The following is a 27000-nucleotide window of genomic DNA, read 5'->3' as shown; positions in this document are numbered from 1 at the left end:
ATGACGTACAAATTTCCACCCGTAAGTTCCAAAGCCCCGCACATGCTTCATGGTGCTGATTACAACCCGGAGCAGTGGCTTCGTTATCCAGAGGTACTTGAAGAGGACATTCGTTTAATGAAACTGGCGAAGTGTAATGTGATGTCCATCGGTATTTTCTCCTGGGTATCCCTAGAGCCGGAAGAAGGCGTGTATACGTTTGAATGGCTGGATCAGGTGCTGGACCGTTTTGCCGCGAACGGGATCTATGCGTTCCTCGCAACACCAAGCGGTGCCAGACCGGCCTGGATGTCGGCAAAATATCCTGAAGTGTTGCGTGTCTCGGAAAATCGGGTTCGTAATCTGCATGGTTTCCGCCATAACCACTGTTATACCTCTCCGGTGTACCGGGAAAAAGTAACGGCGATGAACAGCAAGCTGGCGGAACGTTACTCGGATCACCCGGCTGTCATCGGCTGGCATATCTCGAATGAGTTCGGAGGAGACTGTCATTGTGATTACTGTCAGGAAGCCTTCCGCGGCTGGGTTCAAAACAAGTACAAAACACTAGATGAATTGAATCATGCGTGGTGGACAACATTTTGGAGCCATACGGTAACGGATTGGAGTCAAGTCGAGTCTCCGGCACCACACGGCGAAACTCAGGTTCATGCGATGAATCTGGACTGGCGTCGTTTCGTAACGGATCAGACAGCGGATTTCATTGTTCATGAAACGAAGCCACTCAAGGCGAAAAATCCAAATCTGCCGGTAACGACGAATCTGATGGAGTTTTACGGCGGTTTGAACTATTGGAAGTTCGCAGACATTCTGGATTTCCTCTCTTGGGACAGTTATCCGACATGGCATGATGCAGAGGACGATGCGAAACAGGCATCCCGGATTGCGATGATGCATGATATTGTTCGTTCAATCAAAGGCGGACAGCCTTTCCTGCTCATGGAGAGCACACCTAGTTCTACGAACTGGCAGGATGTAAGCAAGTTGAAGCGTCCTGGCATGCACCTGTTGTCCTCCTTGCAGGCGGTAGCTCATGGATCAGATAGTGTTCAGTACTTCCAGTGGAGAAAAAGCCGCGGATCAAGCGAGAAGTTACACGGTGCGGTAGTAGACCATGTAGGCACAGAGCATACCCGTGTGTTTCAGGATGTGACCGATGTAGGTACAGCACTGCAGAGCATGGAGGATATTGTAGGAACTACGGTTCCTGCTGAAGTTGCAATTATCTTTGATTGGGAGAACCGCTGGGCTGTCAATGACTCCCAAGGTCCACGCAACATCGGGGTGAAATACGAGCAGACGGTAGAAGCTCACTACGAAGCGTTCTGGAAAAAGGGCGTAGCGGTTGATGTCATCGATATGGAAGCTGATCTATCCAAGTACAAAGTGTTAGTGGCGCCGATGCTTTACCTCGTTCGTGAAGGAGTAGGCGAACGGATCGAGAAGTTTGTAGAGCAGGGCGGTACATTTGTGGCAACCTACTGGTCTGGCATTGTGAACGAAAATGATCTGTGTTTCCTGGGTGGATTCCCTGGACCGCTTCGTAAAACGCTTGGCATCTGGTCAGAAGAGATCGACGGATTGCATGATCGTGAACTCAATGGAATTATTCCAGCGCAGGGGAATGAACTGGGACTCACTTCGGAGTATGATGCAATTGAGCTTTGCGACCTGATCCATCTGGAAGGTGCGAGGTCACTGGCCGTGTATCGTTCCGATTTCTACGCTGGGCGTCCAGCATTGACGGTAAACGAGCTTGGCTCAGGGAAAGCTTATTACATGGCTGCTCGAATGAAAGCGCCGTTCTATGATGACTTTTACGGCAAGCTGATTGCTGAACTGGATCTGGAGCGTGGTCTGAAATCAGACTTGGCTGCAGGGACTACTGCACATGTTCGTACCGACGGTAATTCCGATTATGTGTTCATTCAGAACTACACCGAGCACGAGAAACAGGTTCAGTTGGACGGTCCGTCGTATACAGATGTACTTAGTGGAGAAGCGGTTGAATCAAGTCTGGACTTACAGCCATACGACATTCGTGTATTGCGCAGAGCGGCGAATCGTAAGTAAGTTTAACGGGAGATATGAATAGGGCATTGGAGTTTATCGGAAACATGAGCCTTAGGAATGCACTCCGATAAATGAACGAATGTTACACCTAGAGAGATATTAAAATGGATTGTCTTGAGCCTTCAAACAGGTGCCAGGACAATCCATTTTATTTTTTCTTTTATGGGACTTGAGGGCTTTTTTTGGACAATATAAAGGATAATCGTGTCCACGTAGCGAAGACAAACACGTAACTTGTCAACTTAAGACTTTCATTGTCTGGGAGGAATTGAAATGAATCAGAGAAATCTGGACGGCAACAGCATTATTATTCGGCTGGAAATGACAACGAAAGATATCAAGTTTGGCGAAGTGGCCTCGGCCATCTCGGAAGCTGGAGGAGACATTATTGCCATCGACGTCATTTCGACCAATCAGGATGTCAGTGTGCGCGACTTGACTGTCGCGGTCACCGATTCACAGGATAACAGCAAAATTATAGAAGCAGTACGCCAGCTTAAAGGCGTGTCCATCGTTAACGTATCAGATCGTACATTCCTGCTGCATCTGGGCGGCAAGATTGAAGTTACACCGAAGACACCGATTCACAACCGGGAAGATCTGTCCCGTGTGTACACACCGGATGTGGCTCGGGTATGTTCGGCTATATCAGAAGAGCCCGGCAAAGCTTTTTCATTAACGATTAAACGGAATACCGTAGCGGTGGTTTCTGATGGTAGTGCAGTGCTTGGACTTGGTAATATTGGCCCGCGTGCAGCCATGCCGGTAATGGAAGGTAAGGCGATGCTGTTCAAACAATTCGCAGGTGTGGATGCGTTCCCGATCTGCCTGGATACACAGGATACCGAAGAGATCATTCGCACTGTGAAAGCGATATCACCTGCATTTGGCGGCATTAACCTTGAGGATATTTCTTCTCCGCGTTGTTTCGAGATCGAACGCCGGTTAAATGAAGAGCTTGATATTCCGGTATTTCATGATGATCAGCATGGTACAGCCGTTGTATTGTATGCAGGTCTGATCAATGCGCTCAAACTGGTTGGCAAGTCTATCGACGAGGTGAAAATTGTCGTGTGTGGCATCGGAGCTGCGGGTGTAGCTTGCAGTAATATCTTATTATCTGCAGGAGCGAAGCGGCTGATCGGTGTGGATCGCGACGGAGCGATCGTACGCACGAATTCCTATGATAATGATGTATGGACGGAATATGCGGCACGTACCAATCCCGATCTGGAGACAGGTTCCCTACGCGAAGTTATCCGTGATGCCGACGTATTTATTGGATTGTCCCGCGGTAATCTATTGACACGTGAAGATGTGCAGACAATGGCGGACAATCCTATCGTATTTGCCATGGCGAACCCGGTACCTGAGGTTATGCCGGCTTTGGTTGAAGATATTGTTGCGGTCATGGCAACCGGACGTTCGGATTATCCGAACCAGATTAACAACGTGCTTTGTTTCCCAGGTATGTTCAGAGCTGTTCTCGATTGCCGGGCGACGGAAATTAATGAAGAGATGAAACTGGCTGCTGCTCAAGCGATAGCCTCATCCATCTCAGATGAAGAGCGTACGCGTTATTACATTATCCCAAGTGTATTTAATGATAAGATTGTCAAATCGATGCGCAATCGTGTTATTGAAGCGGCAATCAAGACAGGTGTGGCGAGACGTGTCCCTCGTGAACAAGCGCGTGAAGGCGGAGAATCCTGATGACTTTAGATTCATCCACTAATGAAACCATTTTGCTTGCGGCTCGTGCCTTCGTGCAAGAAGAGGCTTCCAAACATTCCGACGGACATGACTGGACACATATTCAGCGTGTCACTGTCCTGGCGGTCAGATTAGCACGGCACATGGGTGCAGATCCGTTTGTATGCGAGCTGGCTGCGCTATTGCATGATGTACCGGATGAGAAGCTCAATGACAGCTTGGAGGCCGGTATGGCAAAGCTGAACACTTGGCTGGACAACCAGCCACTACTAGAGCCTTCCACACGGGAAGTGGTAGTAAACATAATCAGTACGATATCCTATGCGGGTGGGCAAGGGGCTGCAGTCGACTCGTTGGAAGCACAAGTGGTGCAGGACGCAGACCGGCTTGATGCGCTGGGGGCGATTGGAATTGCCCGTACGTTTGCCTTTTCAGGAGCCCGTGGGCGTGAAATGTATGATCCATCCTTACCGCCGCGGGAACAGATGACCCGCGAGGAATATCGCAATGGGCGCAGCACTACGATCAATCATTTTTACGAAAAGTTATTCAAGCTTAAAGATCTGATGAATACATCCTACGGCAAGGAACTGGCGCAGCGGCGTCATGAGTATATGGTGCAGTTTGTGGAGCAGTTCAAGCAGGAATGGGAAGGCACGGACGTATAAATGTATAGAAGGTCACCATAGGTCTTTAAAGGCTAAGTGGTGACTTTCTTTCTTAGATTAACCCTTACATAACCAAGGTTCAGGACAAAAGAAACGGGAAGGAAGCTTCTTCTGTCTTCGTAGTGGCGGTATAAATAATTTACTTATTTGAAATCGTGTCTAAGACTTATGAGAATGAAGATGCAAAGCCATAAGCTCTCATGGTACAATAAATCGTTCTCCTGAACTCATTCGGGCAAAATAAGAAATATGGGGTAATAATGAACATGATCATCATCAAACGTAAACGAACAGGTCGGGAAAGAGGAGGGAGATGCCATGTCATTTGGAGCACGTGTACTTAAGACAGGTATAGCGGTCACGCTGGCTTTATATCTGAGCAGTTTGTTCTTGAACCCGCAATCTCCTGTGCCTGCCGCGATCGCAGCGATATTTGCCATGCAACCTTCCATCTATCGTTCATGGAAGTATTTCCTTGATCAGTTGCAGACGACCACGCTGGGCGCAATTGTAGCGCTACTGGGTGGGATGGTGCTGTCCAACGAGCCCATTGCCGTGGGCTTGATTATTGTGCTGGTTATTATGATTTGTCTTAAATTAAATATGGGTGAAACGGTTGGGCTAACACTGGTCACGGTGGTATCGATTATGGAAGCTTCAGGAGATTGGCACTTTGCGCTGAATCGCTTCTTGCTAACGCTTGTGGGCATTGTATCCGCCTTTCTGATTAATATCTCGGTGTTCCCTCCTAAACCGAAGGTGCAGTTTGTGAAGCAGATTCAGAGTGTGTTTAATGGGATGTCACTGCTTCTTCGTACATCGATCTCCGATGAGATCAAAGAGGTTGTTTTCCGGGAAGAGAAAAGCAATCTAGGCGGATCGATCAAGTCTTTATCTGACAAGTATCATTTGTTTGAAGAAGAGCAGAAGAAGATGAAACGTGCCAAGTTCAGTGAAACCCGTCAGATGGTTGTATATAAACAAATGCTGTTAAGTTTGCAAAAAGGATACGATGTACTGGATTCGGTAGAACGCCATTACTTTCAGGCACAGCGGACACCGGAAATGGATTTGTTTTTTGATACCCATCTCGAACGGGTTATTAAATTTCATGAGCATGCCTTGCTCAAATTTGAAGACAAACTCAAACCAAATGGCGAAGAGGCCGCACTGTTTGTAACCGAGAATGATCATTTCATGGAACAGGCCATTACCCAGTTTGATGTCGATAAGGACGGCATGTTAAGGTTATCTATTGTGGCTGCAGCTATATACGATTACGGATATCAGCTGGAGCGGTTGAATCGACTTGCGGACCATGTGCGCACTTCAAGTGAAGATAAAGAGTCGCATGACCACATGCTAAATTGGCTGAAATGGCCTTAGATGGCAAAATAAGATACAATATAGGCAATATAAAGCCCGGACAGTAGCGTCCGGGTTGTTTGTTCTATCGGTGAATGCAAGTGACTTGAATCGCTGAGAATCGATAGGAATCAATGGTAACCATTATGAATGAACTGAGGGGTAGAAATGGAGATCAAGCAGTTGGATGCAGAACTGTTGGAATGGTTAGGCGGAAGCGATCTGGAGAGCAAACAGCATGAAGCGATGCAGTTACTAACCGTCACTGGTGGACAATGGCCTCATCTGGCGATGATCAGCATGGGAGAAGTTATCGCTATAAGCCCTGATTGCCTTCGGTTGGCGCTCTGGCAAGGGACACAAACGAGTATGAATATGATGGAAACGGGTAAGGCTACGTTAATTGCAGTGCATGGTCAGCGTATATTGCATATTAGGCTTGAAGTCCGTTTACTTCCTGAACTCGGGGACACGATTCACCCGCGAGATCGGTATGAGTGTAACATCCTTCATATTCGGATCGATCAGGCACCATATGCAGAAATTACGTCTGGTATTACGTTTCAATTAAAAGATCAAACGGGGGCATTAGCACGCTGGAATGCAACCATTGAGGAGTTGAGGAAGTAGAGGGACAGGCACATGTGGGTAATACTGTGTGACGCGGTAAAGCTCCTAGATCAATGAACAAAGCGACAAGACCACAAGCAAAAATAACAAATAACGTCTCCGCTTGCATCGGGACGTTGTCACTGGTACAATATAAAATGGTTTTCAGAAAATTAGAATTAATTAACATAAAGTTAAAATGTTTACTTTCTAATAATTATACCATTGCCTTTTCGGGCTTGTCAAATGGATATTCGAAGACACAATCCGGGGAAAGAGAGGCGCATAACATATGAGTAATGAGCAACAGTGGAACCAGGAACAGGAGCGGGTGAATACCGTGACTGATCAGATTGAGCGCAAAATCGCTACATTGGAAGAAGAGGTAGGCTCCTTCCGTGACGAAGTGGTCGGGATGCGTAAGGATTTCTGGGATGAAGTCACAATGAACTTTAGTGAAGCCGATGATGTCGGGGAGACGTCAACGAGTATGCGGCAACAATCGCAGGTTTTGTCCGATCGTGAACGAAGTCATCTGAATACAGCTGCGGCTTTGGATAAAATGAAACGACTGCATCATTCACCTTATTTCGGACGAATTGATTTCAAGGAGGATGGATACCCGGAATCGGAACGTATCTATCTGGGTATTGCATCCCTGCTGGACGAGAAGGAGGAGTCCTTCCTGATCTACGACTGGCGTGCACCGATCTCCAACCTGTATTATGATGGTGCGCCTGGACCGATCTCTTACCGTACCCCAAGCGGCGAGATTAGTGGAGAGATAGAAATGAAACGTCAATTCGTCATTCGGGATGGGCGTATCCGTTTCATGTTTGATACAGGGGTAACGATCGGAGATCAGTTGCTTCAGGCTGTGCTGAGCCGAACGTCTGATGCACAGATGAAGAGCATTGTGGCAACGATCCAGAAGGAACAGAACCGGATCATTCGTAATGACCGGACGCGTATGCTGATTGTTCAGGGCGCAGCAGGAAGTGGCAAAACCTCTGCCGCTCTCCAGCGAGTCGCTTATCTTCTCTATAAATACCGCGAGCATTTGCAAGCGGATCAGATGGTTCTTTTTTCACCGAACCCGATGTTTAACAGTTATGTATCTACGGTACTTCCAGAGCTTGGGGAAGAGAATATGTTGCAGACGACGTTTCAGGAGTATCTGGAACGCCGTTTGGGACGGGAATATCAGCTTGAAGACCCATTCATCCAGCTGGAATATGTGCTGACAGGAACGGAGGAGCCTGGTTACGATGCACGAATGTCCAGCATACGATTCAAGTCCTCTGCATCATTTTTGAAAGTCATTACACGTTATAAAGAAAGCATGTTAACGGGAGACATGAAATTCAAGCCAGTTCGTTTTCAGGGTAAGGCGATTGTCGATGCGGAAGCGATGGCAGCGAAATTTTACAGCTTCGGTTCGTCTGTCAAACTTGTTAGCCGCCTGGAACTATTACGCGATTGGTTGCTTAAGGAACTTTCGACGTTTGGTAAAGGTGAACTAGGTGCACCGTGGGTTGATCAGCAGCTTGATCTAATGGAAGCGGAAGATTTGCAGCGCGCTTACCAACGCTTGAAACGTAAACAAAAGGGCAAATCACATACGTTTGATGATTTTCAGCAAGAAAGAGAGATTCTGGCGAGAATGGTGGTCAGTGACCGACTGAAGCCTTTGCGCAAATGGATCAAATCACTGCGTTTTGTGGATGTCCGTCAGTTGTATGCAAACCTGTTCGAGGATCAGGCGCAGATGGTTCGTCTGCTTGACAGGGAACCTTTGCCTGTCCACTGGGAAGAAATCTCGACCATGACGTTACGCAGATTAAGGATCCAGGAGTTGGCTTATGAGGACATTACGCCGTACCTGTATTTGCGCGAACTGTTGCTGGGATTCCATATTAATTCGAACATTCGCCATGTCATTATTGATGAAGCTCAGGATTATTCTGCCTTCCAGCTCGCTTTTATGAAAAGACTCTTTCCACACGCGAAAATTACGGCTCTGGGTGACTTTAACCAGGCTATTTACGCCCATTCATCCGTACTCAGCGGCACTGGACCATTAAGTGACTTATACGGGCCAGAGAACACGGAGGTTATTGTGCTGACACGCAGTTACCGCTCTACGATGGAGATAGTGGAATTTACACGCGGCATGGTTCCTGGTGGGGAGGAGATCATCCCGTTTAACCGAAATGGAGAGAAACCTAAAGTCATCGTGACTTCTGATCCAAAGCAGCATGTGCAGCAAATTACGGCAGATCTTCATCATCTGATGCAGGAGGGGTATGAATCCGTAGCGGTCATCTGCAAGACGGCAGAAGAGAGCCAGGAAGTTCACAACCTACTAAGTCAAAAGCTGAATACTGCCCCTAAGCTGATCAAAAAAACAACGCTGGCTTTTGAACAGGGCGTTCATGTGATTCCTGCTTATTTGGCGAAAGGTGTGGAGTTTGACGCAGTCTTAATCTATAATGGCTCCGCTGATGCCTATTCCCGTGAGCAGGAACGTAAGCTATTCTATACCGCCTGTACCCGGGCAATGCATTTACTGCATGTATACTCTTTAGGAAAACCAAGTCCATTTATCACCTCACAGTCAGAAGAGTGGTACGAGATGAAAGATATCCCTGCAACTCGTGTGGAGTAAAAAGAGCACTAATCTCCGAGCGATATGTTGGGGTGAATACTCTTGCAAGATGAGGTCAGCCAGACATGTTCTGGTTGGCCTTTTTTTGTGTATGCTATGAAGAGAAAGTTGCTAACAATAGTGACATAAGCAGACATATCTTAGTTGTTATTGATAAATAAGGTGAATCTCCTTGTGCATGTATTCAATAGATGTAATTTTTCTTTACACACGAAGCTCAGGCTCATATAATCGTAACAATCTATTTTTTGGAGCGTTGCATGATGATGGGGAAAAAAATTCATTGTATGAGTAACAAATACTTTAATTTTAAGAGCAGGCAACGGAACAGGGAATCTAACGAAGGAGGCAGGTAATTTGAAAACAACAGCTTTTGAGCGGCCGCTGATGGCCGATTGTGTACCGGATCTGGTCGCTACAGCCCGAGGAGATAAGAAGGCAACTTTGGTGATTCGGGGCGGTACTTTGGTTAACGTGATATCAGGGGAAATCTTGCCGGATATGTCTGTCGCTGTGCAAGGGGCACGAATTGCGTATGTTGGCAGAGATGTAAGCCATACGATCGGAGAACATACCCGCATTATTGAGGCAGATGGAAAGTATATTGCTCCGGGACTATTAGACGGTCATTGCCATATTGAGAGCACACAGATGAAAGTATCGGAGTTCGCAAGAGCTGTACTGCCTTCCGGTACGACAGGTGGATTCTTTGATCCGCATGAAATTTCCAATGTGCTTGGGCTTAAAGGACTGCGGCTCATGCTGGATGAAGCACGTACTACTCCCATGGCGGCTTACATGCAAGTAGCTTCATGTGTACCTTCAACTCACCCAGGGCTGGAGACTACAGGAGCTTATATTGGGCCGGAAGAGGTAGCAGAGGCACTATCATGGGGACCGGACATGATCGGCCTTGGTGAAGTGATGAACTTCCCGGGAGTGGTGTACGGGGATGAGACCATGATTGGGGAGATTCAGGCAACTCTGCGCGCTGGCAAAGTGGCTGATGGACATTTTACTTGGGCCTCGGACGACTGGCGTCTGCCTGCTTATGCGGCGAGCGGTGTGACAGGAGATCATGAGTGTGTTACAAAAGAAGATGTAGTGGAGCGCTTGCGGCTGGGGATGTATGCGAAGATGCGGCAGGGTTCTGCATGGCATGATGTCGCGGAGACGATTAAAGCATGTACGGAGCTTGGACTCGATACCCGGCGAATGATGCTGGTAACGGATGATCGAAGCTCGGAATCTTTGCTAAAAGAGGGTCATATGGACTTTGTCGTTCGACTGGCCATTTCCCAGGGCGTGAAGCCAGTAACTGCGTTCCAGATGGCTACGATTAATACGGCAGAACGTTTTGGTGTGGCGCGTGATATCGGGGCGGTGATTCCGGGTAACATAGCCGATATTATTTTGTTAGACGGACGCCTTGCGGATGTCCGTGTAGGCACAACGATTGCTGCAGGGCAAGTCGTAGCCGAGAACGGTAAAATGACAGCTGTGTGGGACACGTTCACTTATCCTGAGGAAGCGCTCAATACGGTGAAGCTGGAAGCAAACATCCAGCCGCAGGATCTGGAACTGTCTGCACCTGTTGTGGAGGGAACTATAGGCGCACGCATCATCCATGTGACGGAAAATCATGTGGAAACGAAGCAGAAGCATGTGCAAGTGAATGTGCAAGGCGGCAAGGTGGTTCTGCCTGCTGCTGGTGAGATATGCAAAATTGCCGTGCTTGAACGCCATAAACAAACGGGAAATCGCGCAGTGGCATTGGTCGGTGGGATCGGGTTCACTTCGCCAGCAGCTATAGCCATGACGGTAGCCCATGACAGCCACAATCTGTTAATCATCGGAAACGATGATGCACTTATGGCAGAGGCCGGTAATCGTGTCATTCGTATGCAGGGCGGTGTAGCTGTTGTAACAGATGCGGGTGTAACCGAGTTTCCTCTTCGGATCGCGGGACTGATGTCGGTGGAGCCCTTCGAAGTGGTAGCGGAACAATCGGCAGCAGTCAGTGAAGCACTGCAATCGGCAGGATGTACGTTGAACAATGCGTTTATGACCTTATCGCTGCTGGCGCTGGTGGTTATTCCTGAACTGCGTTTGTCTGACATCGGACTGGTACGCATCTCTGCAGAGGGCATTGAACGGGTCTCTTTGTTTGATGAAACGAATGTGGATTAAGCAGATAAAGCAAAGGTAAAGCATCAAATGAGAGATATCGAGTAATAAATATCAATGTTTCATTGCAAGCCTCGCCGCCTTCGGGCGGTTTTTTGTTTGGAGAAGAAAACGCTTCCTAGGTCTACAGAATCGAAGTATTAAAAGGAAATATAGACTGAAGTCGTAACTGAAATTCTGATTTTTTACATATAACATTAAATTTTGTGACTTTTGGACTATATATTCAGAACTGTGAATTCCCGAAATAAGTTATATGATTCTTTCGTCGTGAGTCTTAAAGGTGATGTTGCGTATAAAAGCAGTTTAAATTCATGGAACTTCCGTAATGATGCAAAAAATGAATCCTAAACGACATCCTTTCACCCGGATTTATACGTAAGAGCTGCCATAACTTCAAGGGAGTGTACAAATATGAAAACCAAAAAAGAATTTCGTTTTATTCTGCTGATGAGTTGTCTGGTACTGTGTTTAAGCACAGCCTGTTCTACCCGAGTGGATGCGGTAGGTTCGGTAGAACCGGTAGACAGTTATGCCACAATACATGGCAAGCTGGATCGGCCTGTGCGGGGGACGTGGGTGTGGGATACGACTCAAATCCGAAATAATGCGCAGGATATTTTAAGTTTTGCTAAGGCCAACAACATTAATACGATCTATCTGCAGATGAACCGGGACATTAAAATCCCTGAATATAAGAACTTTATCCGTCTTGCACGGGCTCAAAATATCGCTGTGGATATCATGGATGGACGTTCCGCTTGGGGACTGACTGAAAGCAGGGAACAGATAGCTTCCTTTATGGACTGGATTGAAGCTTATCAAGCACAGGCACTGGCTAACGAGAAATTTGCAGGTATTCATCTGGACATTGAACCTCATGTGCATCCGCAGTGGAAGATCAATCAAGCCAGCGTCATTACGCAGTGGCAGGGAAATGTAAATTATATTGTAGACCGTGCTGCGCGTATGAAGATGCCTGTGGCCGCTGATCTGCCGTTCTGGCTGGACAATTACAAAATTCCAGGTTCAACGATGGCTGTGAGTAGCTGGATGATCCGCAAATTTGATTCCATTACGATTATGGCTTATCGGGATACAGCTGCTGCTATCTACAATGTGGCAAAGGACGAACTTATCGATGCGGCCTCTGTAGGTAAGAAAATATCGATTGCGGTGGAAACGAAGCAAAGCAAGGAAGGCGACTTTATTACCTTTTACGAAGAGGGGGACGCCTACATGGAAGAACAGTTGAAGCTGGTAGAGAAAATGGCGAGTGCCCACGCTTCCTTTAATGGCTTTTCTGTACATGAGTATTCTTCATGGAAGACGTTAAGAAAGTAGAGCAAGCCACCGAACAATAGAGGTTAACGTAAATAAAAGGTGCTTGCAGCTTACGTGCTGAAGGCACCTTTTTGTTGACCTTGTAAACATATATTCTATCAAAAACTCATCAATGGTAACCGTCGATGTGATTCATTCCTTTTTTAAACCAGCAAAGTCTCTGTAAACGTAACAGGCACCAGTGTGATATTTTCGGAAAATATTTTACGATACTGAGACGGTGTTGTGTTCTTGTGTTTCTTAAAGGTAGTAATGAAATAACTCAAATGCTCAAATCCAACATCCATAGCGATATCAACAATCTTATGATCCGTATTCTCCAGCTGTGTGCAGGCCTGCTGTACCCGATAATAATTGATGTAATCGACAGGGCTCTTCTGCACCAACTTTTTGAAAAAACGACAGAAATGTCCCTCGCTCATATTGGCTTCATCCGCCAGGTCTTTCAGCTTCAGCGGTTCAGGATAATGCTTATGAATGTAACTGAGCACTAATTTTAGACGCTCCATCTTATCCGGTGTGCCCCCGTTAACTGCGCTTTTGAGCGGAAGCACCTTCCGCTGTTCAAACATGCGAGCAAGCATGAGATAGAGATAGGCTTTCGTGGATATCTCACAGGTGTCTGTCCCGCTCGCGTGATCTGCGAAGATGCGTTTCAGGTAGGCCAGAACTTCTGAACCCCAAGCTTCATTAGCTGTAATGTGATAGGGGAGCTGTATACTTTTTCGCAAAATAGGTCCAATAAACTTCTCCTGCACCGCATCAAACGTATGACTACCGAGCAGATCCGAATGAAACACAATGGAAGAAAATATACAAGGCTCATCGCCCATCAGATATCCTGCATGAATCTCACCTCGATGAATAAAAACAGCCTCTCCGGCCTTCACCTCAACCCGGTTCATGTCAATTTGAAACACAGCAGAGCCTTGCGTCACCATCGTAAACTCCATCTCATCATGCCAATGGCAATCGAGAATGCTGTCCCCATTTAATTGCTGAATGTCGGGATACACACTGACCGGATACATGGCATTGCCGTGGATTCGATCTTCCCGTAAATGTTCCCGTTCCATCATGGAACCTCCTTATGCATATAAATAGATGTAATCGTTTGCAAATTATTATAGGAATTCGTCAGAATTACGTTTGGAATATCAAAATACTGATATAAATGATCAAAATCCAAGAAGAAAATCGTCATTAATATCAATATCATTATAGTATAACCGAAGGAGGTAATCCAAGATGAAATTTACCGATGGCTACTGGCAGATCCGCGACGGATATCATGTTCAAAATCCGGCGGATATTCGAGATATTGTACAAAAGGGTGATTCCTTTACTGTATATGCAGCAACGAAACGCATTGAGCGCAAAGGCGATACACTGAACGGAACGCTGCTTAAAGCAACCTACAGCTCCCCGATGCCTGATGTCATTCGTGTGCAATTGAACCACCATAAGGGCAAAGTTAATCCAGGCCCCGAGTTTGAACTGAACACGCTAAATACCGATGTGCAAATTGCCCAGGATGAGAACGGTGCAGAACTGAAAAGCGGAAATCTTCGTGTAACCGTGAACAAAACAAAAGGCTGGGATATCGGCTTCCATTATAATGAAAAACGCCTGACAGGAAGCGGCTGGAGAGGCCCAGCGTACATTGAGTCAGCATCAGAAGGTGCGTTCTTCCGGGAACAACTGGAGTTGGGCGTGGGCGAGTATGTCTATGGCCTTGGTGAACGCTTCACTCCGTTTGTGAAAAATGGTCAGGTCGTGGATATCTGGAATGAGGATGGCGGTACAAGCAGTGAACAGGCCTACAAGAACATTCCGTTTTATCTATCGAACAGAGGATACGGCGTATTCGTCAACCATCCTGAGAAGGTATCCTATGAGATCGCTTCCGAGAATGTATCGAAAGTGCAGTTCAGTGTTCAGGGTGAGACGCTGGAATATTTCATTATCGGCGGTGCTAATCCGAAAGAGGTGCTGGATAACTACACTAAGCTCACAGGTAAACCGGCTCTGCCGCCGGCATGGACATTTGGTTTGTGGCTGACGACATCGTTTACGACAGATTATGATGAAGCGACCGTTAATCATTTTGTCGATGGCATGGCTGATCGTGATCTGCCACTATCCGTATTCCACTTCGACTGCTTCTGGATGAAGGAATATCAATGGTGTGATTTTGAATGGGACAAAGATATGTTCCCTGATCCGGAAGGCATGTTGAGACGGTTGAAGGACAAGGGACTCAAAATCTGTGCGTGGATTAACCCGTATATTGCCGAGAAATCCATTCTGTTCGATGAAGGTATGGAAAAAGGTTACCTTGTCAAGACAGCCGATGGCAGTGTATGGCAGTGGGATAAATGGCAGGCGGGCATGGGCCTTGTAGATTTCACCAATCCTGAGGCGACTTCATGGTACAAAGACAAGTTGAAAGGTTTGATTGACCAGGGCGTGGACTGCTTCAAGACCGACTTTGGCGAAAGAATTCCGACCGATGTTGTGTATTATGACGGTTCCGATCCGGTGAAAATGCACAACTACTACACCTTCCTGTACAACAAAGCGGTATTTGATGTGCTTGAAGAAAACCTGGGTAAAAACGAAGCCGCTCTGTTTGCCCGTTCGGCAACCGTAGGTGGTCAACAATTCCCCGTACACTGGGGTGGCGATTGCTCGTCCAACTATTCGTCCATGGCAGAATCACTGCGCGGCGGATTGTCGCTCGGTCTTTCCGGGTTTGGCTTCTGGAGCCATGACATCAGCGGTTTTGAAGCGACAGCCGAGCCTGATGTATACAAACGTTGGGTACAGTTCGGGTTACTCTCTTCACACAGCCGCCTGCACGGTAACGAATCGTATCGTGTGCCTTGGTTGTTCGATGAAGAGGCTGTCGATGTCGTGCGTGACTTTACGAAGCTGAAGCTTAGTCTGATGCCGTACCTGTTTAATTCCGCGGTAGAGTCCTCTGTACAGGGATTGCCAATGATGCGGGCGATGGTGCTGGAATATCCAGATGATCCGACTTGTGCGACACTTGACTTACAGTACATGTTCGGAGATTCTATCCTGGTTGCACCGATCTTCAACAAAGAAGGTAACGTTCGTTATTACCTGCCAGAAGGTACATGGACCAATTATCTGACAGGGGTAAAAGTTCAAGGTGGGTGCTGGATCAGTGAAAATCATGACTTCAAAACACTGCCAATGATGATCAGACCGAACAGTTTGATCGCGGTAGGTGCGATAGACAGCAAGCCGGATTACGATTTTGCGGACAACGTATCATTGCATTTGTTTGAACTTGCCGACGGGCAGACAGCGCAAGCAGTTGTTGTAAATCAAAGTGCCGAGCGTGAGTTGCAAGTGACCGTCACACGTAACGGTTCGAAGCTGGAAGTTCGAGCTGAAGGTGCAGGCAAGCCATGGAAAATCGTGCTTCGGGGCATTGATTCCGTATCCAACGTGGATGGCGGATCACAAGAAGCTGGCGAGCAAGGCATCATCGTAACGGCATCAGCAGATGCAAGCCAACTTACAATTGAGCTGTAACATGTTAGAATAGACCATAAAGGGACGGTGCCTGAAGGCGCCGTCTGTTCGTTTATTTATACGAAATAAATGCATAGTTCCTTCAAGGAGAGAACGGAAAGAGGGAGGCAATACAATATGGCACACCAACACTCAGATAACCAACAGCATGCAAATCAGAACCAACACCAACATTCGGGCTTACATAGCCCAATATCAGCAGAAGTTTTGCATGCACTGGTACATCGACATTTTGGAGATAAAGTTGTCGTAAAACAGTACGGACTGCTGCAGGGTGGTCTGTTTAACACGACGTATCGCATCCAACTGGAGCATACGGCGATTACGGACGTCATTTTGCGCCTTGCACCGGAGGGTGTACAACCACTGCAACTGGCAAACGAAAAGGGTGAGCAACTAACCGAGCATGATCCCTTATTTTCATTTGAACGCACAATGATGGCCGCGGAACCTGTCATCTATGAGCATTACCGCCTAGCTGGCATTCCCGCACCAGAAGTGCTGGCTTGTGATGACAGCGCTCAGGATGTTTCGCGAACCTATATGTTTATGGCGTTTATCCCAAGCGTGCAGCTTGATCATGCGTCTATCGAAGAGAAGGACAAAAATCATTTGTATATCCAATTAGGCATGTACACAGCCACCATGCATCGGATCGAAGGAGCATTATTCGGTTGGCCTCAGGCGGATGGCACGATTCGCGGATCGGAGCACTGGTCTGAGGTGTTGATAGCTATCGCTGATGAAACAAGCAAAAAAGCGGCCCTAGTAGGGTTTATGCCTGGCATAGGCGAAAAGATTACGGCAATCTTCAAGCAAAATAAAGCTCTTTTTGATCAAATTAAACAACCTGTGCTTGTCCATAATGACCTATGGGCAGCAAATGTGCTCGTGCACGGTAAACAAGGGGGAATGAGCATTGCCGCTGTTATTGATGGAGATCGCTCGATGTTCGCCGATCGGGAATACGAGGCCATCCTCAACACGGATTCTGCCGCATTTCACGCAGGTTACGGTTGTTCCCTTGAATCATCACCAGAAGGGCAAGCACGCCGGCTTGCATATCGTCTATTGTCCTCATACTTTAACGCCTACGTTCATCAGCATCAGGTAGACCAACCGGAAGATGGCCGAATATTTGAGGAGCGTACGCTGGATTTGTTGGAAAAGTGGGATATGGGACAATTCCGCTAATGGAACCTATCCATTTTGACATATGCTGAATAATCACCCCCGGATAAACCAACAATAACGCTGTTGTGTGTAAAATCTGCGAAGGTGGTTAGGGTATGTCTGATAAAAAGTGGGACCTCGTCGCACTTGCTTCCATCCCTGTCATTATGACATTGGGAAACTCCATGCTTATACCGATTTTGCCACAGATTGAACGGGAATTGAAGGTATCTTCATTCAAGGTCAGTATGCTAATAACGGTATATGCTGTAGTGGCCATCTTGCTCATTCCATTGGCAGGATATTTATCGGATCGATTCGGCAGGAAAGCCGTGATTATTCCCAGTCTTGTCATTGCAGCAGCCGGAGGTGCTGTGGCCGGGATTGCCGCATGGTTCATGAGCGGTAATATCGCCTATTGGACGATTCTTGGGGGAAGGTTTTTGCAGGGAGTGGGTGCAGCAGGCGCATTTCCGATTGTGATTCCTCTTGTTGGAGATATGTTCAAGAATGAAGATGAGGTTAGCAAAAGTCTGGGTATTATTGAAACTTCAAACACCTTTGGCAAAGTGCTTAGTCCGATTCTAGGTGCTGCGCTGGCGGTGTGGTTGTGGTATTCGCCGTTTTTAGCGATTCCAGTACTATGTCTCATTTCACTTGTGCTCGTAGTATTTTTGGTGAAAACACCGAAGAGGAAGGAAAAACCCCCTACATTTTCGGAATTTGTTGCTTCTATCCGTGACGTTCTCAAAGTAAAGGGACGCTGGTTGTACGCTTTGTTTGCGATCGGTGGAATTTGCATGTTTCTTATTTTTGGCGTCCTATATTATCTTTCTGAGACGCTGGAGAGTGAGTTTGCGCTCAAAGGTGTAGTCAAAGGACTGGTTTTGGCCATCCCTTTGGCATCGTTATGTCTGGCTTCGTTTTTGGCAGGCAAGTGGATTGGTAAAAATAAATCACGCATGAAATGGCTCGGTTTTGCCGGACTAGCCTTGGTAACGGTATCGCTGGGGGTCATCGGCATGTTCGATAATATTTACGTTGTGGTGGGATTGTTCACCCTAGGGAGTGCGGGTATTGGTGCTGCACTGCCATGCCTCGACACGTTGATTACAGAAGGTGTAGACAAAAAGCAACGTGGTACCATTACAGCCCTGTTCAGCAGCATGCGTTTTATCGGCGTATCGCTCGGTCCACCCATTGTTTCTTTGTTGATCGGTTCTCACCATTTTTTGCTTTTTGGCATTCTGGCTGCGTCAGGTGCTGTCGGAGGTCTGCTCACATTACTGGCGGTTAAACCAGAGAAAAAAAACGAGCCTACTTCTGGGAGTGATGAGAAGCAAGATGATCAGAAGAAGCAGGACGAAGAAGACAAGCACGGTAACAAAGAGAAGCAAGACGGTCAAGACAAGCTACCCAAAAGGCGTGTGCAAGAAAGTGAAACCGACCAAGGATACAGACCTTCGCCACTGCGCCGCAAAAAAAGTCCTTACTAACGGGTGGATGGGATGCTCCCTTACGTTAAAGGGAAACCTGAAAACGCGTTTACGTCTCAGAAAGCAGCTTAGCTGCTTGCCAGATGTAAACGCGTTTTTTGTACTGACAACGTCACAGGTGATATTGTCAGTGTGGATATTTTTATGAACACCCATGTTAAGGTAAGGCCTCAGTAAATACATATTATGAAGGAAAACGTAATTATCTATTAGTTTCTTTTATCAGGTGCTACTTGCACATCACTCGTATCATGTGAAGCAGCGCTATCCGTTGCCGTGATATGTGTATGGGATAACAGCGGATGTGTTTCGATCTGGAAACTGCCACTTCGTTTACCCTGAATCAGATAGATCAGCAGGAACAATGCCATAAATAAAACAGAGTAGCGATACATTTCCGTATAACTTGTCAAGGAAGCGATAGCGCCAAGCAGAAGTGCACCCGTAGCAATACCAAAATCAAGTGTGTTCAAAAACATCCCGTTCGCCATCCCCCTTTGAGCAGGGGCGACGACTTGAATCATCCAGGTCTGTATGGATGATTGCATAGAGCCATATCCAATACCATAGATAAAAGCAGCGACAAACAAGATGGGCATCGTCGTTGCCCAGGAAAGCGTGACAAGTCCAAGTGCGATACATATTGCCCCAGGAATCAATAAAGCTTTAGGACCCTTACTGTCGTAAATTCGACCTGCGAACGGTCTGACGAGTAGAACAGCCAGTGCATTAAACAGGAAAAACAGCGCTGGGTTAGCGAGATGCGCTTCTTTGCCATACAAAACGATAAATCCAACCAATCCGCCGTAGGTAATAGACAGCAAACCGTTCAGCACACTTGGAAGGATCAGTTTTCGGTTAAACGGAGCCTTTTCTTTAGAACTCGGTTTTGCTCCTGAAACAGATGCAACATCGCGAGTAGCTTGCTCTTGATGTGACGGTTGCATCGAAATAGCCTGCGTAGTCTTTTTCTTGGCTATTTTTTTACGTGTCAGGCTGTAACTGAGTGGATAGATCACAGCAATCACTCCGGCTGTACTGAGCATAAGGGTGACAAACCCAGCTCCTTGTAGCAAAGTGACGCCGATAATCGGCCCCATGGACATCGCCAGACTGGTGGACAAGCCAAAGTAACCCATGCCTTCGCCCATTCGTTTGACGGGTACAATATCAGATGCCATGGTCGGAAATGCAGTACTGCTGAGCCCGAATCCAACCCCAAACACCATGCGGAGCAGAAGCAGAACAGCGATACCCGCAGCAAAATAATAGCCGAGCGTAGCAAGCAGGGCTACAGACAAGCCAATATAGATCATCGCATTACGAAAACCTTTCTCAAGCGCTTTCGCAGAAAAGAGTCGTGCTACGATGGCACTTAATGCAAACAGGCAGGTGAACAGGCTGACTTGAAATGCATTGGCATGGAATCGATCCTGTACATAGGAAGGTAATGGTGAAACGATCATGTGTAGCTGCAGAAATAATAGAAAATTACACAGCATGAGCAAAATAAAATCGGTCGTCCATAATCGGACAGGTGCAGATTGTTCTTTCATGGTGAAACATTCCCCCTGAGTTGTAATAGTTACAGATTGTGATTGATGAGGGAAAGAGTATGTTTAAATGCTTCCATCTGGTCTTCCGGTATACCTTCAGCAAGTTTTTTATTCATTTCTCTTTCAATTGGAACAAGCACATCAATTAATGCTTTGCCATCTTTGGTAGGATACAGCAGATAGGCTCTACGGTCCTGGTCGCTCGTGCGGCGCTCGACCCAGCCTTTTTTCTCCAGTAAATCGATAATCCGTGCGGTGGTGGGCTGGTCTTTGAACACAAACCCTGCCATTTCTTTCTGATTAACGCCTTCCTTACGTACCACATTAAAAAGCACAGAAAATTGCTCTGTGGTAATATCGTAGGGTTTAAATTGTGCCGCTAGAAGGGCAGATGTTTTGCGGTGGGTGAGTCCGAGCATAAATCCGACGGACTGCTCCAGAGAATAATCCATGTATTGATGAACCTCGCTTCCGTAGAAAATGTCTCTAAAATTCATATAGTTGTTATAACAACTATATGTGGAACAAGTAATTTTGTCAAAGGAAATGGTAGTGCCGCAGGAGCGGAGCACATCGATGCAAAACGTTAAAAATCCTGCTAGAATAGGGATGAAACGGCTTCCAAAGTAATAAAAAATTTGTTATGTAAGGAGCGTTTAATAATGCTGAAAAATATTCCTGCGATCCTCCCGCCAGAGTTGCTTAAACTGATGTCCGAAATGGGACATGGGGATGAACTTGTGCTAACGGATGCGAACTTCCCTGCAGCCAGTCATGCTGAACGTTTAGTACGCTGTGATGGCATAGGCACTGTACAGCTATTGGAAGCTATATTACACCTATTTCCGCTAGACACCTATGTAGAGCGACCAGCCGCTGTCATGCAGGTGGTTAAAGGTGATCCGGTCATTCCGATCATCTGGGAAGATTATCGGCGGTTAATCGAGGAATACGAGGATATGAGCGAAGCACTTGAATACGAGGATCGTTTTGATTTTTATGATCGTGCCGCCAAAGCTTATGTCATTGTTGCAACGGGTGAACGTGCTCAGTATGCAAACCTCATTTTAAAAAAGGGAGTTATTTTCCCTGAACCAGGACATGTTCAAGAGCGGCTGAATTCAGAAACCTATTAAAATCCATATGCGTTTAGGGCGACGGAGCTGGCGAGGCTTTCGTCGTTTTTTTACGTTTGCCTGATCATTCCGCTTACGATCTGCTGATCAAGTCTGATCCGAATTCGGTTCGTGCAGCCACTTCAAGCAATGGTTACCGTATTTGTCAGTGAACAACGATCACTATAGTGTGCAACAATTGGGTAGAAATATACTTTATGCCTGGCATGTTTCGGGAAAGGGGACATAAATGCAAACTTTACGCCTGTTGATGAATGGGGGAAAGGTATGATTTCTTTTACAATGAACTTAAGGAAGATTTGATTCGAGGGATGTATCGTAAGGAAAAGAATGAAGCGAAAGAGGGGAAAAAAGTACGTGGAAAATACAAAGAGAATGACAATTAAAATTAGACAAGCGACTTTAAATGATATTTCGGAAGTATCGAGACTTTTTAATGAGTACCGCATATTTTATGGTCAACATTCGGATCTAGAGACAGCTACCTTTTTCATTAAAGAACGAATGAGTAAGCAAGAATCAATGATTTTTGTTGCTGAGTGTAACGAAGGGAGAGAAGAAGGTTCAGTCGCAGACACAGTCATGGGTTTGGTACAGATTTATCCCAGTTATAGTTCCGTCTCGATGGGACCGATCTGGATTCTCAACGACCTTTTCGTGGATTCAACATATCGGCAGCAGGGGATAGCCCGAAAGCTGATGCAGGCCGTGATGAAGCAAGCGAAGAAACAGCAGATTCTTCGTATTGTACTTTCTACGGCGATCAGCAATCGGCAGGCACAAGCATTATATGAATCCGAAGGATATACACAGGATCAAAGCTTCATGTATTATGAATGTAACGTCGAGCGTGAACATGAATCCTGATTAAAATGCTATAGATCATCTGGTATTGTCGGGATGAGGAGGGATAACCAGATATGATGCAGTGGATTGCGATGATTACGATGTTGATAGATCATATCGGAGCTGTGTTTTTTCCACATGTGGTTGAACTGAGAATCATCGGTCGTATCGCTTTTCCAATCTATGCCTTTGCCGTATATATCGGCTACAAGCATACACGTAATGTTCCGAAATACATATGGCGGTTATTCTGGATTGCAGTAATTTCCCAAGTTCCGTTTATGGCTGCGTTTAATCATTTTTCGCTAAATGTCGTCTGGACCCTGTGGTCAGCACTGTTGGTGTTGCTGGCTCTGGATAGGTTTCCTTCCAAGCTGATTAGTATCCCGATTGCGATCGGGGCGGGATGGTTAATGGAATGGTCACATATGGATTATGGTATGTATGGCCTGCTTCTCGTGCTGTTATTCTGTTATTTCAAAGGGCCGGTGCTAGTTATGGCACATGTTATATTAAATGCCCTTTACCTGATGCTGCACCATAGTTTTCTGCAGATGTACAGCGTAATTGCAACAACTGGTATTGCCATCGCACAGTACTACCAGGCAGGTTTCCGTTTGAAAGGACCCCGGTGGATCTGGCGTTATTTCTATCCGGCTCATCTTGCTATCATTGCAATAATCCGCTGGCTATAGTTTTTGTGATGCAAAGGGTAGCGTATAAAAGGAGAAGGTTATGATGACGGGCTAGCCATTTTTGACTCATCTTTATGCAAAAAAGCCACTTATCGCCGTAACTCGATAAAGTGGCTTTTGCTTTATTAATTTCTATTGATATCGTTATCCGACATATCGTTTAATCTGCAACCGTTGTTGTACCGTAATTCGGACGGATCGCTGCGGGGAAATAACCGATCTGAACCGCATAGCCCAGCATGGTATGAATGAATCGCTCATCGGTCTTGGCGCAGAAGATTCCTGCTGGTTCGACATAAGCCGTTGTTACCGGTGATGCATACGCATATGCTGAATCCTTCGCTCCGTCACCTTCCAACTGAGCGATCGCAAGTTGAAGAGCTTCTGGCTCTTTGGCAATGGTTGTATCAAACAGCCAGTGTTGATAGTCTTCAAACGGCATCGTTTCGACATCGTAACCTGCACGCTTCACGGCTTCTACTAAGGCATCATACCGGATCGGCTCCGGATTACAGATGTGGAACACACGTCCAGCCGTATCCTGACGTAAGGCCAGATGTACGATTGCTTCGCTGGCATAATTGATCGGGGTAAAGTCCATCAGCCAGTCCGCGGCAGGGGCTTTGCCCAGCAATAACATGGCCTTGATCATGCGGTAGATCGCATTGCTATCGATATTGGTCTGAAAACGACCCGTACGAGAATCACATGTCAGGTTGCCTGCACGGTAGATACTGACTGGCACGCCTTCTTCTGCGGCAGTCATGAGTACTTTCTCCGCTTCGAGCTTACTGTCGGAGTAAACATTGTCCACATGTAATTCTTCCGGGAAACGGTCATATTGCAATGTAGATTCCCATTGTCCACTGAGGGCCAGATCTTCGGGTATGCCCATCGTTGATATGTGATGGAACGAAGCCCCTTTTTTGTTACGTATCAGGTCTAACAGAGCAACTGTGCCTTCGACATTGGTTTTAGCGAACTGCGCCGCCTCCCCGAAATGACGAACATCAGCCGCGCAGTGAATGATACGGTCAATCCTTGACTCAAGCAACGATTGTTGCTCAGCGGCAAGACCCAGGTTCTTTTCCTCCAAATTCCCCTCAACGATCACAACACGATCTTCAAGCTGGTCAGCAAGTTGTTTGCCGAAATAACCCTGCATCACTTTGCTTAAACGTGCCATTGCTGTCGTGCCATCGCCTGGGCGACGAACAAGCGCGTAGATCCGTGCCGAAGACGTCACAATTAACTGTTGCAGTACATGTGAGCCCAGATAACCGGTCGCACCCGTCAATAGCACATGCTCAGGCTGAAGAATGTTCGGATATCCAAGCTGTGGAGACAGTTCCACCGGATGTTCGGAAAGCTGCGTGATGATGCCATTTGCAGTGGTTGTCCGTTTCGCTGGTTCACGTTGCTCCGTTAAAAGTATGGCTCGGCGAGCAAGAGCACGAATTGTTTTTTCCGCAAAGAAATCAGCGATTTTCAGCTGCGGATAATGTGGTTTCAGAAGAACCAGTACGTGGATGACTCGCAGGGAGTCGCCACCAATACTGAAGAAACTGTCTTCGACACCAAATTCTTCGTGTTGTAAAATCTCCTTCCAAGCATGGAAGAGTATAGATTCCGTTTCTGTCTCAGGCATCACGCGGTCTGGCTGATCGGTATGACGTTCAGCATGTGGCATGGACACCATGGCCTTGCGGTTGATTTTCCCTGTTGGGGCAATAGGCATCTCATCCAGCTGGCAAATCCATTTCGGTACGAAGTACGATGGAAGTTTCTCTGAAAGTGTTGCTTTGATATCCGTTACGGAAAGGGTGCTTCCATCTTTGGACGTAAAGTAACCCACGAGCATGTTTTGGCCGTCCGCTTCCTTCTTTGCAATAACGGCAACATCCTGGATCTGTTCCAGTCTGGCCAGATGATCTTCGATTTCACCGATTTCGATTCGGTGACCCCGAATTTTCAGCTGAGAGTCACTGCGTCCCACATATTCCAGTAATCCGGTATCCAGCATTTTGGCAATATCCCCGGACTTGTAGATTTTCTCACCAATCGCAAACGGATTATCAATAAAGGATTGCTCTGTGCGTTCTGGCAGGTTCAAGTACCCTTTGGCAAGTGCAGGAGTTGCGATATACACTTCGCCTGGTACGCCTACAGGGCATAACTGGTGCTCTTCGTTGACAATGTATACTTTGTAATTATGAATAGGTCTGCCAATCGGAATATTAACAACGTGTCCCGGGACCTGTTCACTAATCCGGTGTGTCGTGGTGGCCACGGTGCATTCTGTTGGCCCATATACATTAACGATGTCAATCTGATTGCCAAATTTGCGTTGGAAAGCCCGAACCTGCTCCCCGTAGAGAGCTTCCCCAGCTACGGTGATGATACGGACTTTTTCCAGTTTATGAAAGCCTTCATCTGACAGATAAGAGGCCAGTTGATTAAAGAAAATCGTTGGCAATATCGTAATAATGGTCGTCCCTGTTCTTTGGATTGCACTTGCAAACTCTTCAATAGATACTCGTTCTTCCGCCGATAACAGATAAAGCTCGGCTCCATAGAACAGAGCACCGATCGTATCCCATACGGATGCATCGAAGCTGTATGTGGCAAACTGCGTTAACACATCGCCAGGTTGAATGTCGCAGTCACGCTGTACAACACTGCCCAGATTGGTGACACCCCGGTGAGCGATCAGTGCGCCTTTCGGTCTGCCAGTAGAGCCTGAAGTATAGATGACGTAAGCGAGATCATCAGGTTTGATATCCAGGTTCGGATTGCTGGCAGCAAATCCTGCAAGTCGTCCGTCCACGGAAAGAATGTGACGTACCGTAGAAATGCCGGAAAACAATGCTTTAGCTTGATCGAACGAGGCTTCTGTTGTCAGTACAAACGGAGAAGCCGTATCTTCGACAATGTAACTGTTCCGTTCTTGCGGATGTTCGGGATCAATCGGCACGTAGGCACCGCCTGCTTTAAGAACACCGAGCAACGAGATAATCGTATCCAGGCTGCGATCCATAAAAATACTTACAAATTCACCTTGCTTTAATCCGTTGGATATTAACACGCGAGCAACCTGATTCGCGCGTTCATTTAATTCCCGGTACTTATAACTCGCTGAAAGTGAGGTAATCGCCGGAGAATTCGGGTATGCCGCAGCAACGGCTTCAAACCAGCCATGGATGGTCGGATGCGCTGGCTCAAGTACCGCGGTGTCATTCATTTCCCGATAGAGCAATCGGTCTGAAGCAGTCAGGATGTCTACTGCACCGATTGCTTTGTGATCATCACGCAAGAGAGCGAGAAGTAATGTTTGAAAATACTCCGCATATCGCAATATCGTTGATTCTTGTAACAACGAACGGTCATAAAACAGATCGAGAATCATCTCGTTCTGATCATAACGAACGTTCCAATTCATCACCTGAGGTGCCTGAGGCAACTGGACACTGTTTAGCATAAACAGTGTCTCAGGATATCCTCCGGTTTGTTGTATATAAGGAATCTGAAGTTGCCGTGTAATTTGTTCGAATAATTCACTGAAAGTTGTCTTGCCCTGAAGCTCTAATGAAAGATAAGAAGCTGCCTGATCCGGAGCAAGTACTCCAATCGCGAGCTCCTCTTCAGCAGACAATCGGAATAACAAGGCTGCATAAGCTGAAAGGAATGCAGGGTACACCATCTGTTCCCCAAACTTCTGATTAAGTTCACGACTCAATGACGCTTTCAATGTAATATGAGTAGACTCATAAGAGAATGTTTGCTGGCGACGTCCATAATCCAATGGAATCTGAAGAACAGGCAAGCCAGATTCCACGGAGTGGGAGAAAGATTGGTTTTCAATCACTTCAGGTATCCTCCTTGGTTGAAACCGAGTGTTAGTTAT

General features: G+C 46.6%; 19 protein-coding genes. 15 read left to right on the top strand and 4 right to left on the bottom strand.

Features of this window, described 5'->3' with window-relative positions; all coding sequences use genetic code 11:
* The 8 genes from J2T16_RS07380 (at position 1) to J2T16_RS07345 (ending at position 12627) form a co-directional block, all read left to right on the top strand.
* Complete coding sequence (locus J2T16_RS07380; protein ID WP_336122341.1) at positions 1 to 2073, top strand: beta-galactosidase; 2073 nt, start codon at positions 1 to 3, stop codon at positions 2071 to 2073.
* A gap of 273 nt (positions 2074 to 2346) precedes the next feature.
* A complete protein-coding gene (locus J2T16_RS07375; RefSeq protein WP_154886469.1) occupies positions 2347 to 3786 on the top strand; it encodes an NAD-dependent malic enzyme in 1440 nt (479 codons plus the stop codon).
* A complete protein-coding gene (locus tag J2T16_RS07370) occupies positions 3786 to 4454 on the top strand; it encodes an HD domain-containing protein (RefSeq protein ID WP_499018047.1) in 669 nt (222 codons plus the stop codon). The genes J2T16_RS07375 and J2T16_RS07370 overlap by 1 nt, the downstream gene beginning before the upstream one ends.
* A 318-nt stretch (positions 4455 to 4772) precedes the next feature.
* The gene (locus tag J2T16_RS07365; RefSeq protein ID WP_221789892.1) at positions 4773 to 5840 is read left to right on the top strand and encodes an FUSC family protein; all 1068 of its coding nucleotides are present in this window, start codon (positions 4773 to 4775) and stop codon (positions 5838 to 5840) included.
* Between the two features lie 147 nt (positions 5841 to 5987).
* Positions 5988 to 6449, top strand: a complete 462-nt coding sequence (locus tag J2T16_RS07360; RefSeq protein ID WP_221789889.1) for a pyridoxamine 5'-phosphate oxidase family protein — start codon at positions 5988 to 5990, stop codon at positions 6447 to 6449.
* Between the two features lie 271 nt (positions 6450 to 6720).
* Positions 6721 to 9096, top strand: coding sequence for an RNA polymerase recycling motor HelD (gene helD, locus J2T16_RS07355; RefSeq protein WP_336122343.1), 2376 nt, complete (start codon positions 6721 to 6723; stop codon positions 9094 to 9096).
* A gap of 387 nt (positions 9097 to 9483) precedes the next feature.
* Positions 9484 to 11286 (top strand): adenine deaminase, encoded by a 1803-nt coding sequence (locus J2T16_RS07350; protein ID WP_221789927.1) that lies wholly within the window; start codon positions 9484 to 9486, stop codon positions 11284 to 11286.
* Between the two features lie 411 nt (positions 11287 to 11697).
* The gene (locus tag J2T16_RS07345) at positions 11698 to 12627 is read left to right on the top strand and encodes a hypothetical protein (RefSeq protein ID WP_221789887.1); all 930 of its coding nucleotides are present in this window, start codon (positions 11698 to 11700) and stop codon (positions 12625 to 12627) included.
* A 143-nt stretch (positions 12628 to 12770) separates the two neighbouring features.
* Here the strand turns inward: J2T16_RS07345 and J2T16_RS07340 are convergent, their stop codons facing one another.
* Positions 12771 to 13703, bottom strand: a complete 933-nt coding sequence (locus J2T16_RS07340; RefSeq protein ID WP_499018046.1) for a helix-turn-helix transcriptional regulator — start codon at positions 13701 to 13703, stop codon at positions 12771 to 12773.
* Positions 13704 to 13875: 172 nt separating this feature from the next.
* Here J2T16_RS07340 and yicI point away from each other — a divergent pair, with 172 nt between their 5' ends.
* The 3 genes from yicI (at position 13876) to bcbE (ending at position 18863) form a co-directional block, all read left to right on the top strand.
* Positions 13876 to 16194 carry an alpha-xylosidase gene (gene yicI, locus J2T16_RS07335; RefSeq protein ID WP_336122345.1) on the top strand — a complete coding sequence of 773 codons (2319 nt, stop codon included), beginning with the start codon at positions 13876 to 13878 and terminating at the stop codon, positions 16192 to 16194.
* Between the two features lie 117 nt (positions 16195 to 16311).
* Positions 16312 to 17388: a phosphotransferase family protein gene (locus tag J2T16_RS07330; RefSeq protein WP_336122346.1), complete on the top strand. Its 1077-nt coding sequence runs from the start codon at positions 16312 to 16314 to the stop codon at positions 17386 to 17388.
* A 95-nt stretch (positions 17389 to 17483) separates the two neighbouring features.
* Positions 17484 to 18863, top strand: a complete 1380-nt coding sequence (gene bcbE / locus J2T16_RS07325; protein ID WP_499018044.1) for a bacillibactin exporter BcbE — start codon at positions 17484 to 17486, stop codon at positions 18861 to 18863.
* Between the two features lie 209 nt (positions 18864 to 19072).
* Here bcbE and J2T16_RS07320 read toward each other — a convergent pair whose 3' ends face one another.
* Together J2T16_RS07320 and J2T16_RS07315 are read right to left on the bottom strand one after the other, a co-directional pair.
* Positions 19073 to 20419: an MFS transporter gene (locus J2T16_RS07320; RefSeq protein WP_336122348.1), complete on the bottom strand. Its 1347-nt coding sequence runs from the start codon at positions 20417 to 20419 to the stop codon at positions 19073 to 19075.
* Between the two features lie 29 nt (positions 20420 to 20448).
* A complete protein-coding gene (locus J2T16_RS07315) occupies positions 20449 to 20871 on the bottom strand; it encodes a MarR family winged helix-turn-helix transcriptional regulator (protein ID WP_090924425.1) in 423 nt (140 codons plus the stop codon).
* Positions 20872 to 21081: 210 nt separating this feature from the next.
* Between J2T16_RS07315 and J2T16_RS07310 the strand changes: the two genes are divergently transcribed.
* The 4 genes from J2T16_RS07310 to J2T16_RS07295 all read left to right on the top strand — a co-directional run bounded on the left by J2T16_RS07310 (position 21082) and on the right by J2T16_RS07295 (position 23096).
* A complete protein-coding gene (locus J2T16_RS07310; RefSeq protein ID WP_499018042.1) occupies positions 21082 to 21555 on the top strand; it encodes an RbsD/FucU family protein in 474 nt (157 codons plus the stop codon).
* A 254-nt stretch (positions 21556 to 21809) separates the two neighbouring features.
* Complete coding sequence (locus J2T16_RS07305; protein ID WP_260511013.1) at positions 21810 to 21941, top strand: hypothetical protein; 132 nt, start codon at positions 21810 to 21812, stop codon at positions 21939 to 21941.
* Positions 21931 to 22422: a GNAT family N-acetyltransferase gene (locus tag J2T16_RS07300; protein ID WP_154960134.1), complete on the top strand. Its 492-nt coding sequence runs from the start codon at positions 21931 to 21933 to the stop codon at positions 22420 to 22422. Before J2T16_RS07305 ends, J2T16_RS07300 begins: the two co-directional genes overlap by 11 nt.
* A gap of 53 nt (positions 22423 to 22475) precedes the next feature.
* Positions 22476 to 23096, top strand: coding sequence for a TraX family protein (locus tag J2T16_RS07295; protein WP_499018041.1), 621 nt, complete (start codon positions 22476 to 22478; stop codon positions 23094 to 23096).
* Positions 23097 to 23256: 160 nt separating this feature from the next.
* Here the strand turns inward: J2T16_RS07295 and J2T16_RS07290 are convergent, their stop codons facing one another.
* The gene (locus J2T16_RS07290) at positions 23257 to 26961 is read right to left on the bottom strand and encodes a non-ribosomal peptide synthetase family protein (protein WP_336122352.1); all 3705 of its coding nucleotides are present in this window, start codon (positions 26959 to 26961) and stop codon (positions 23257 to 23259) included.
* Between the last annotated feature and the right edge of the window lie 39 nt (positions 26962 to 27000).

Origin of the sequence: Paenibacillus intestini (assembly GCF_030803945.1) — a bacterium.
In the GTDB taxonomy this organism is placed as follows: Bacteria; Bacillota; Bacilli; order Paenibacillales; family Paenibacillaceae; genus Paenibacillus; species Paenibacillus polysaccharolyticus.
Note: the sequence above shows the minus strand (reverse complement) of the source record. Positions and strands in the feature narration are given on the sequence as shown.

Excerpts from the sequence above, each read along its gene's own strand:
- J2T16_RS07380 (WP_336122341.1), top strand. The coding sequence starts at position 1 with ATGACGTACAAATTTCCACCCGTAAGTTCCAAAGCCCCGCACATGCTT.
- J2T16_RS07375 (WP_154886469.1), top strand. The coding sequence starts at position 2,347 with ATGAATCAGAGAAATCTGGACGGCAACAGCATTATTATTCGGCTGGAA.
- J2T16_RS07370 (WP_499018047.1), top strand. The coding sequence starts at position 3,786 with ATGACTTTAGATTCATCCACTAATGAAACCATTTTGCTTGCGGCTCGT.
- J2T16_RS07365 (WP_221789892.1), top strand. The coding sequence starts at position 4,773 with ATGTCATTTGGAGCACGTGTACTTAAGACAGGTATAGCGGTCACGCTG.
- J2T16_RS07360 (WP_221789889.1), top strand. The coding sequence starts at position 5,988 with ATGGAGATCAAGCAGTTGGATGCAGAACTGTTGGAATGGTTAGGCGGA.
- helD (WP_336122343.1), top strand. The coding sequence starts at position 6,721 with ATGAGTAATGAGCAACAGTGGAACCAGGAACAGGAGCGGGTGAATACC.
- J2T16_RS07350 (WP_221789927.1), top strand. The coding sequence starts at position 9,484 with ATGGCCGATTGTGTACCGGATCTGGTCGCTACAGCCCGAGGAGATAAG.
- J2T16_RS07345 (WP_221789887.1), top strand. The coding sequence starts at position 11,698 with ATGAAAACCAAAAAAGAATTTCGTTTTATTCTGCTGATGAGTTGTCTG.
- J2T16_RS07340 (WP_499018046.1), bottom strand. The coding sequence starts at position 13,703 with ATGGAACGGGAACATTTACGGGAAGATCGAATCCACGGCAATGCCATG.
- yicI (WP_336122345.1), top strand. The coding sequence starts at position 13,876 with ATGAAATTTACCGATGGCTACTGGCAGATCCGCGACGGATATCATGTT.
- J2T16_RS07330 (WP_336122346.1), top strand. The coding sequence starts at position 16,312 with ATGGCACACCAACACTCAGATAACCAACAGCATGCAAATCAGAACCAA.
- bcbE (WP_499018044.1), top strand. The coding sequence starts at position 17,484 with ATGTCTGATAAAAAGTGGGACCTCGTCGCACTTGCTTCCATCCCTGTC.
- J2T16_RS07320 (WP_336122348.1), bottom strand. The coding sequence starts at position 20,419 with ATGAAAGAACAATCTGCACCTGTCCGATTATGGACGACCGATTTTATT.
- J2T16_RS07315 (WP_090924425.1), bottom strand. The coding sequence starts at position 20,871 with ATGGATTATTCTCTGGAGCAGTCCGTCGGATTTATGCTCGGACTCACC.
- J2T16_RS07310 (WP_499018042.1), top strand. The coding sequence starts at position 21,082 with ATGCTGAAAAATATTCCTGCGATCCTCCCGCCAGAGTTGCTTAAACTG.
- J2T16_RS07305 (WP_260511013.1), top strand. The coding sequence starts at position 21,810 with ATGGGGGAAAGGTATGATTTCTTTTACAATGAACTTAAGGAAGATTTG.
- J2T16_RS07300 (WP_154960134.1), top strand. The coding sequence starts at position 21,931 with ATGACAATTAAAATTAGACAAGCGACTTTAAATGATATTTCGGAAGTA.
- J2T16_RS07295 (WP_499018041.1), top strand. The coding sequence starts at position 22,476 with ATGATGCAGTGGATTGCGATGATTACGATGTTGATAGATCATATCGGA.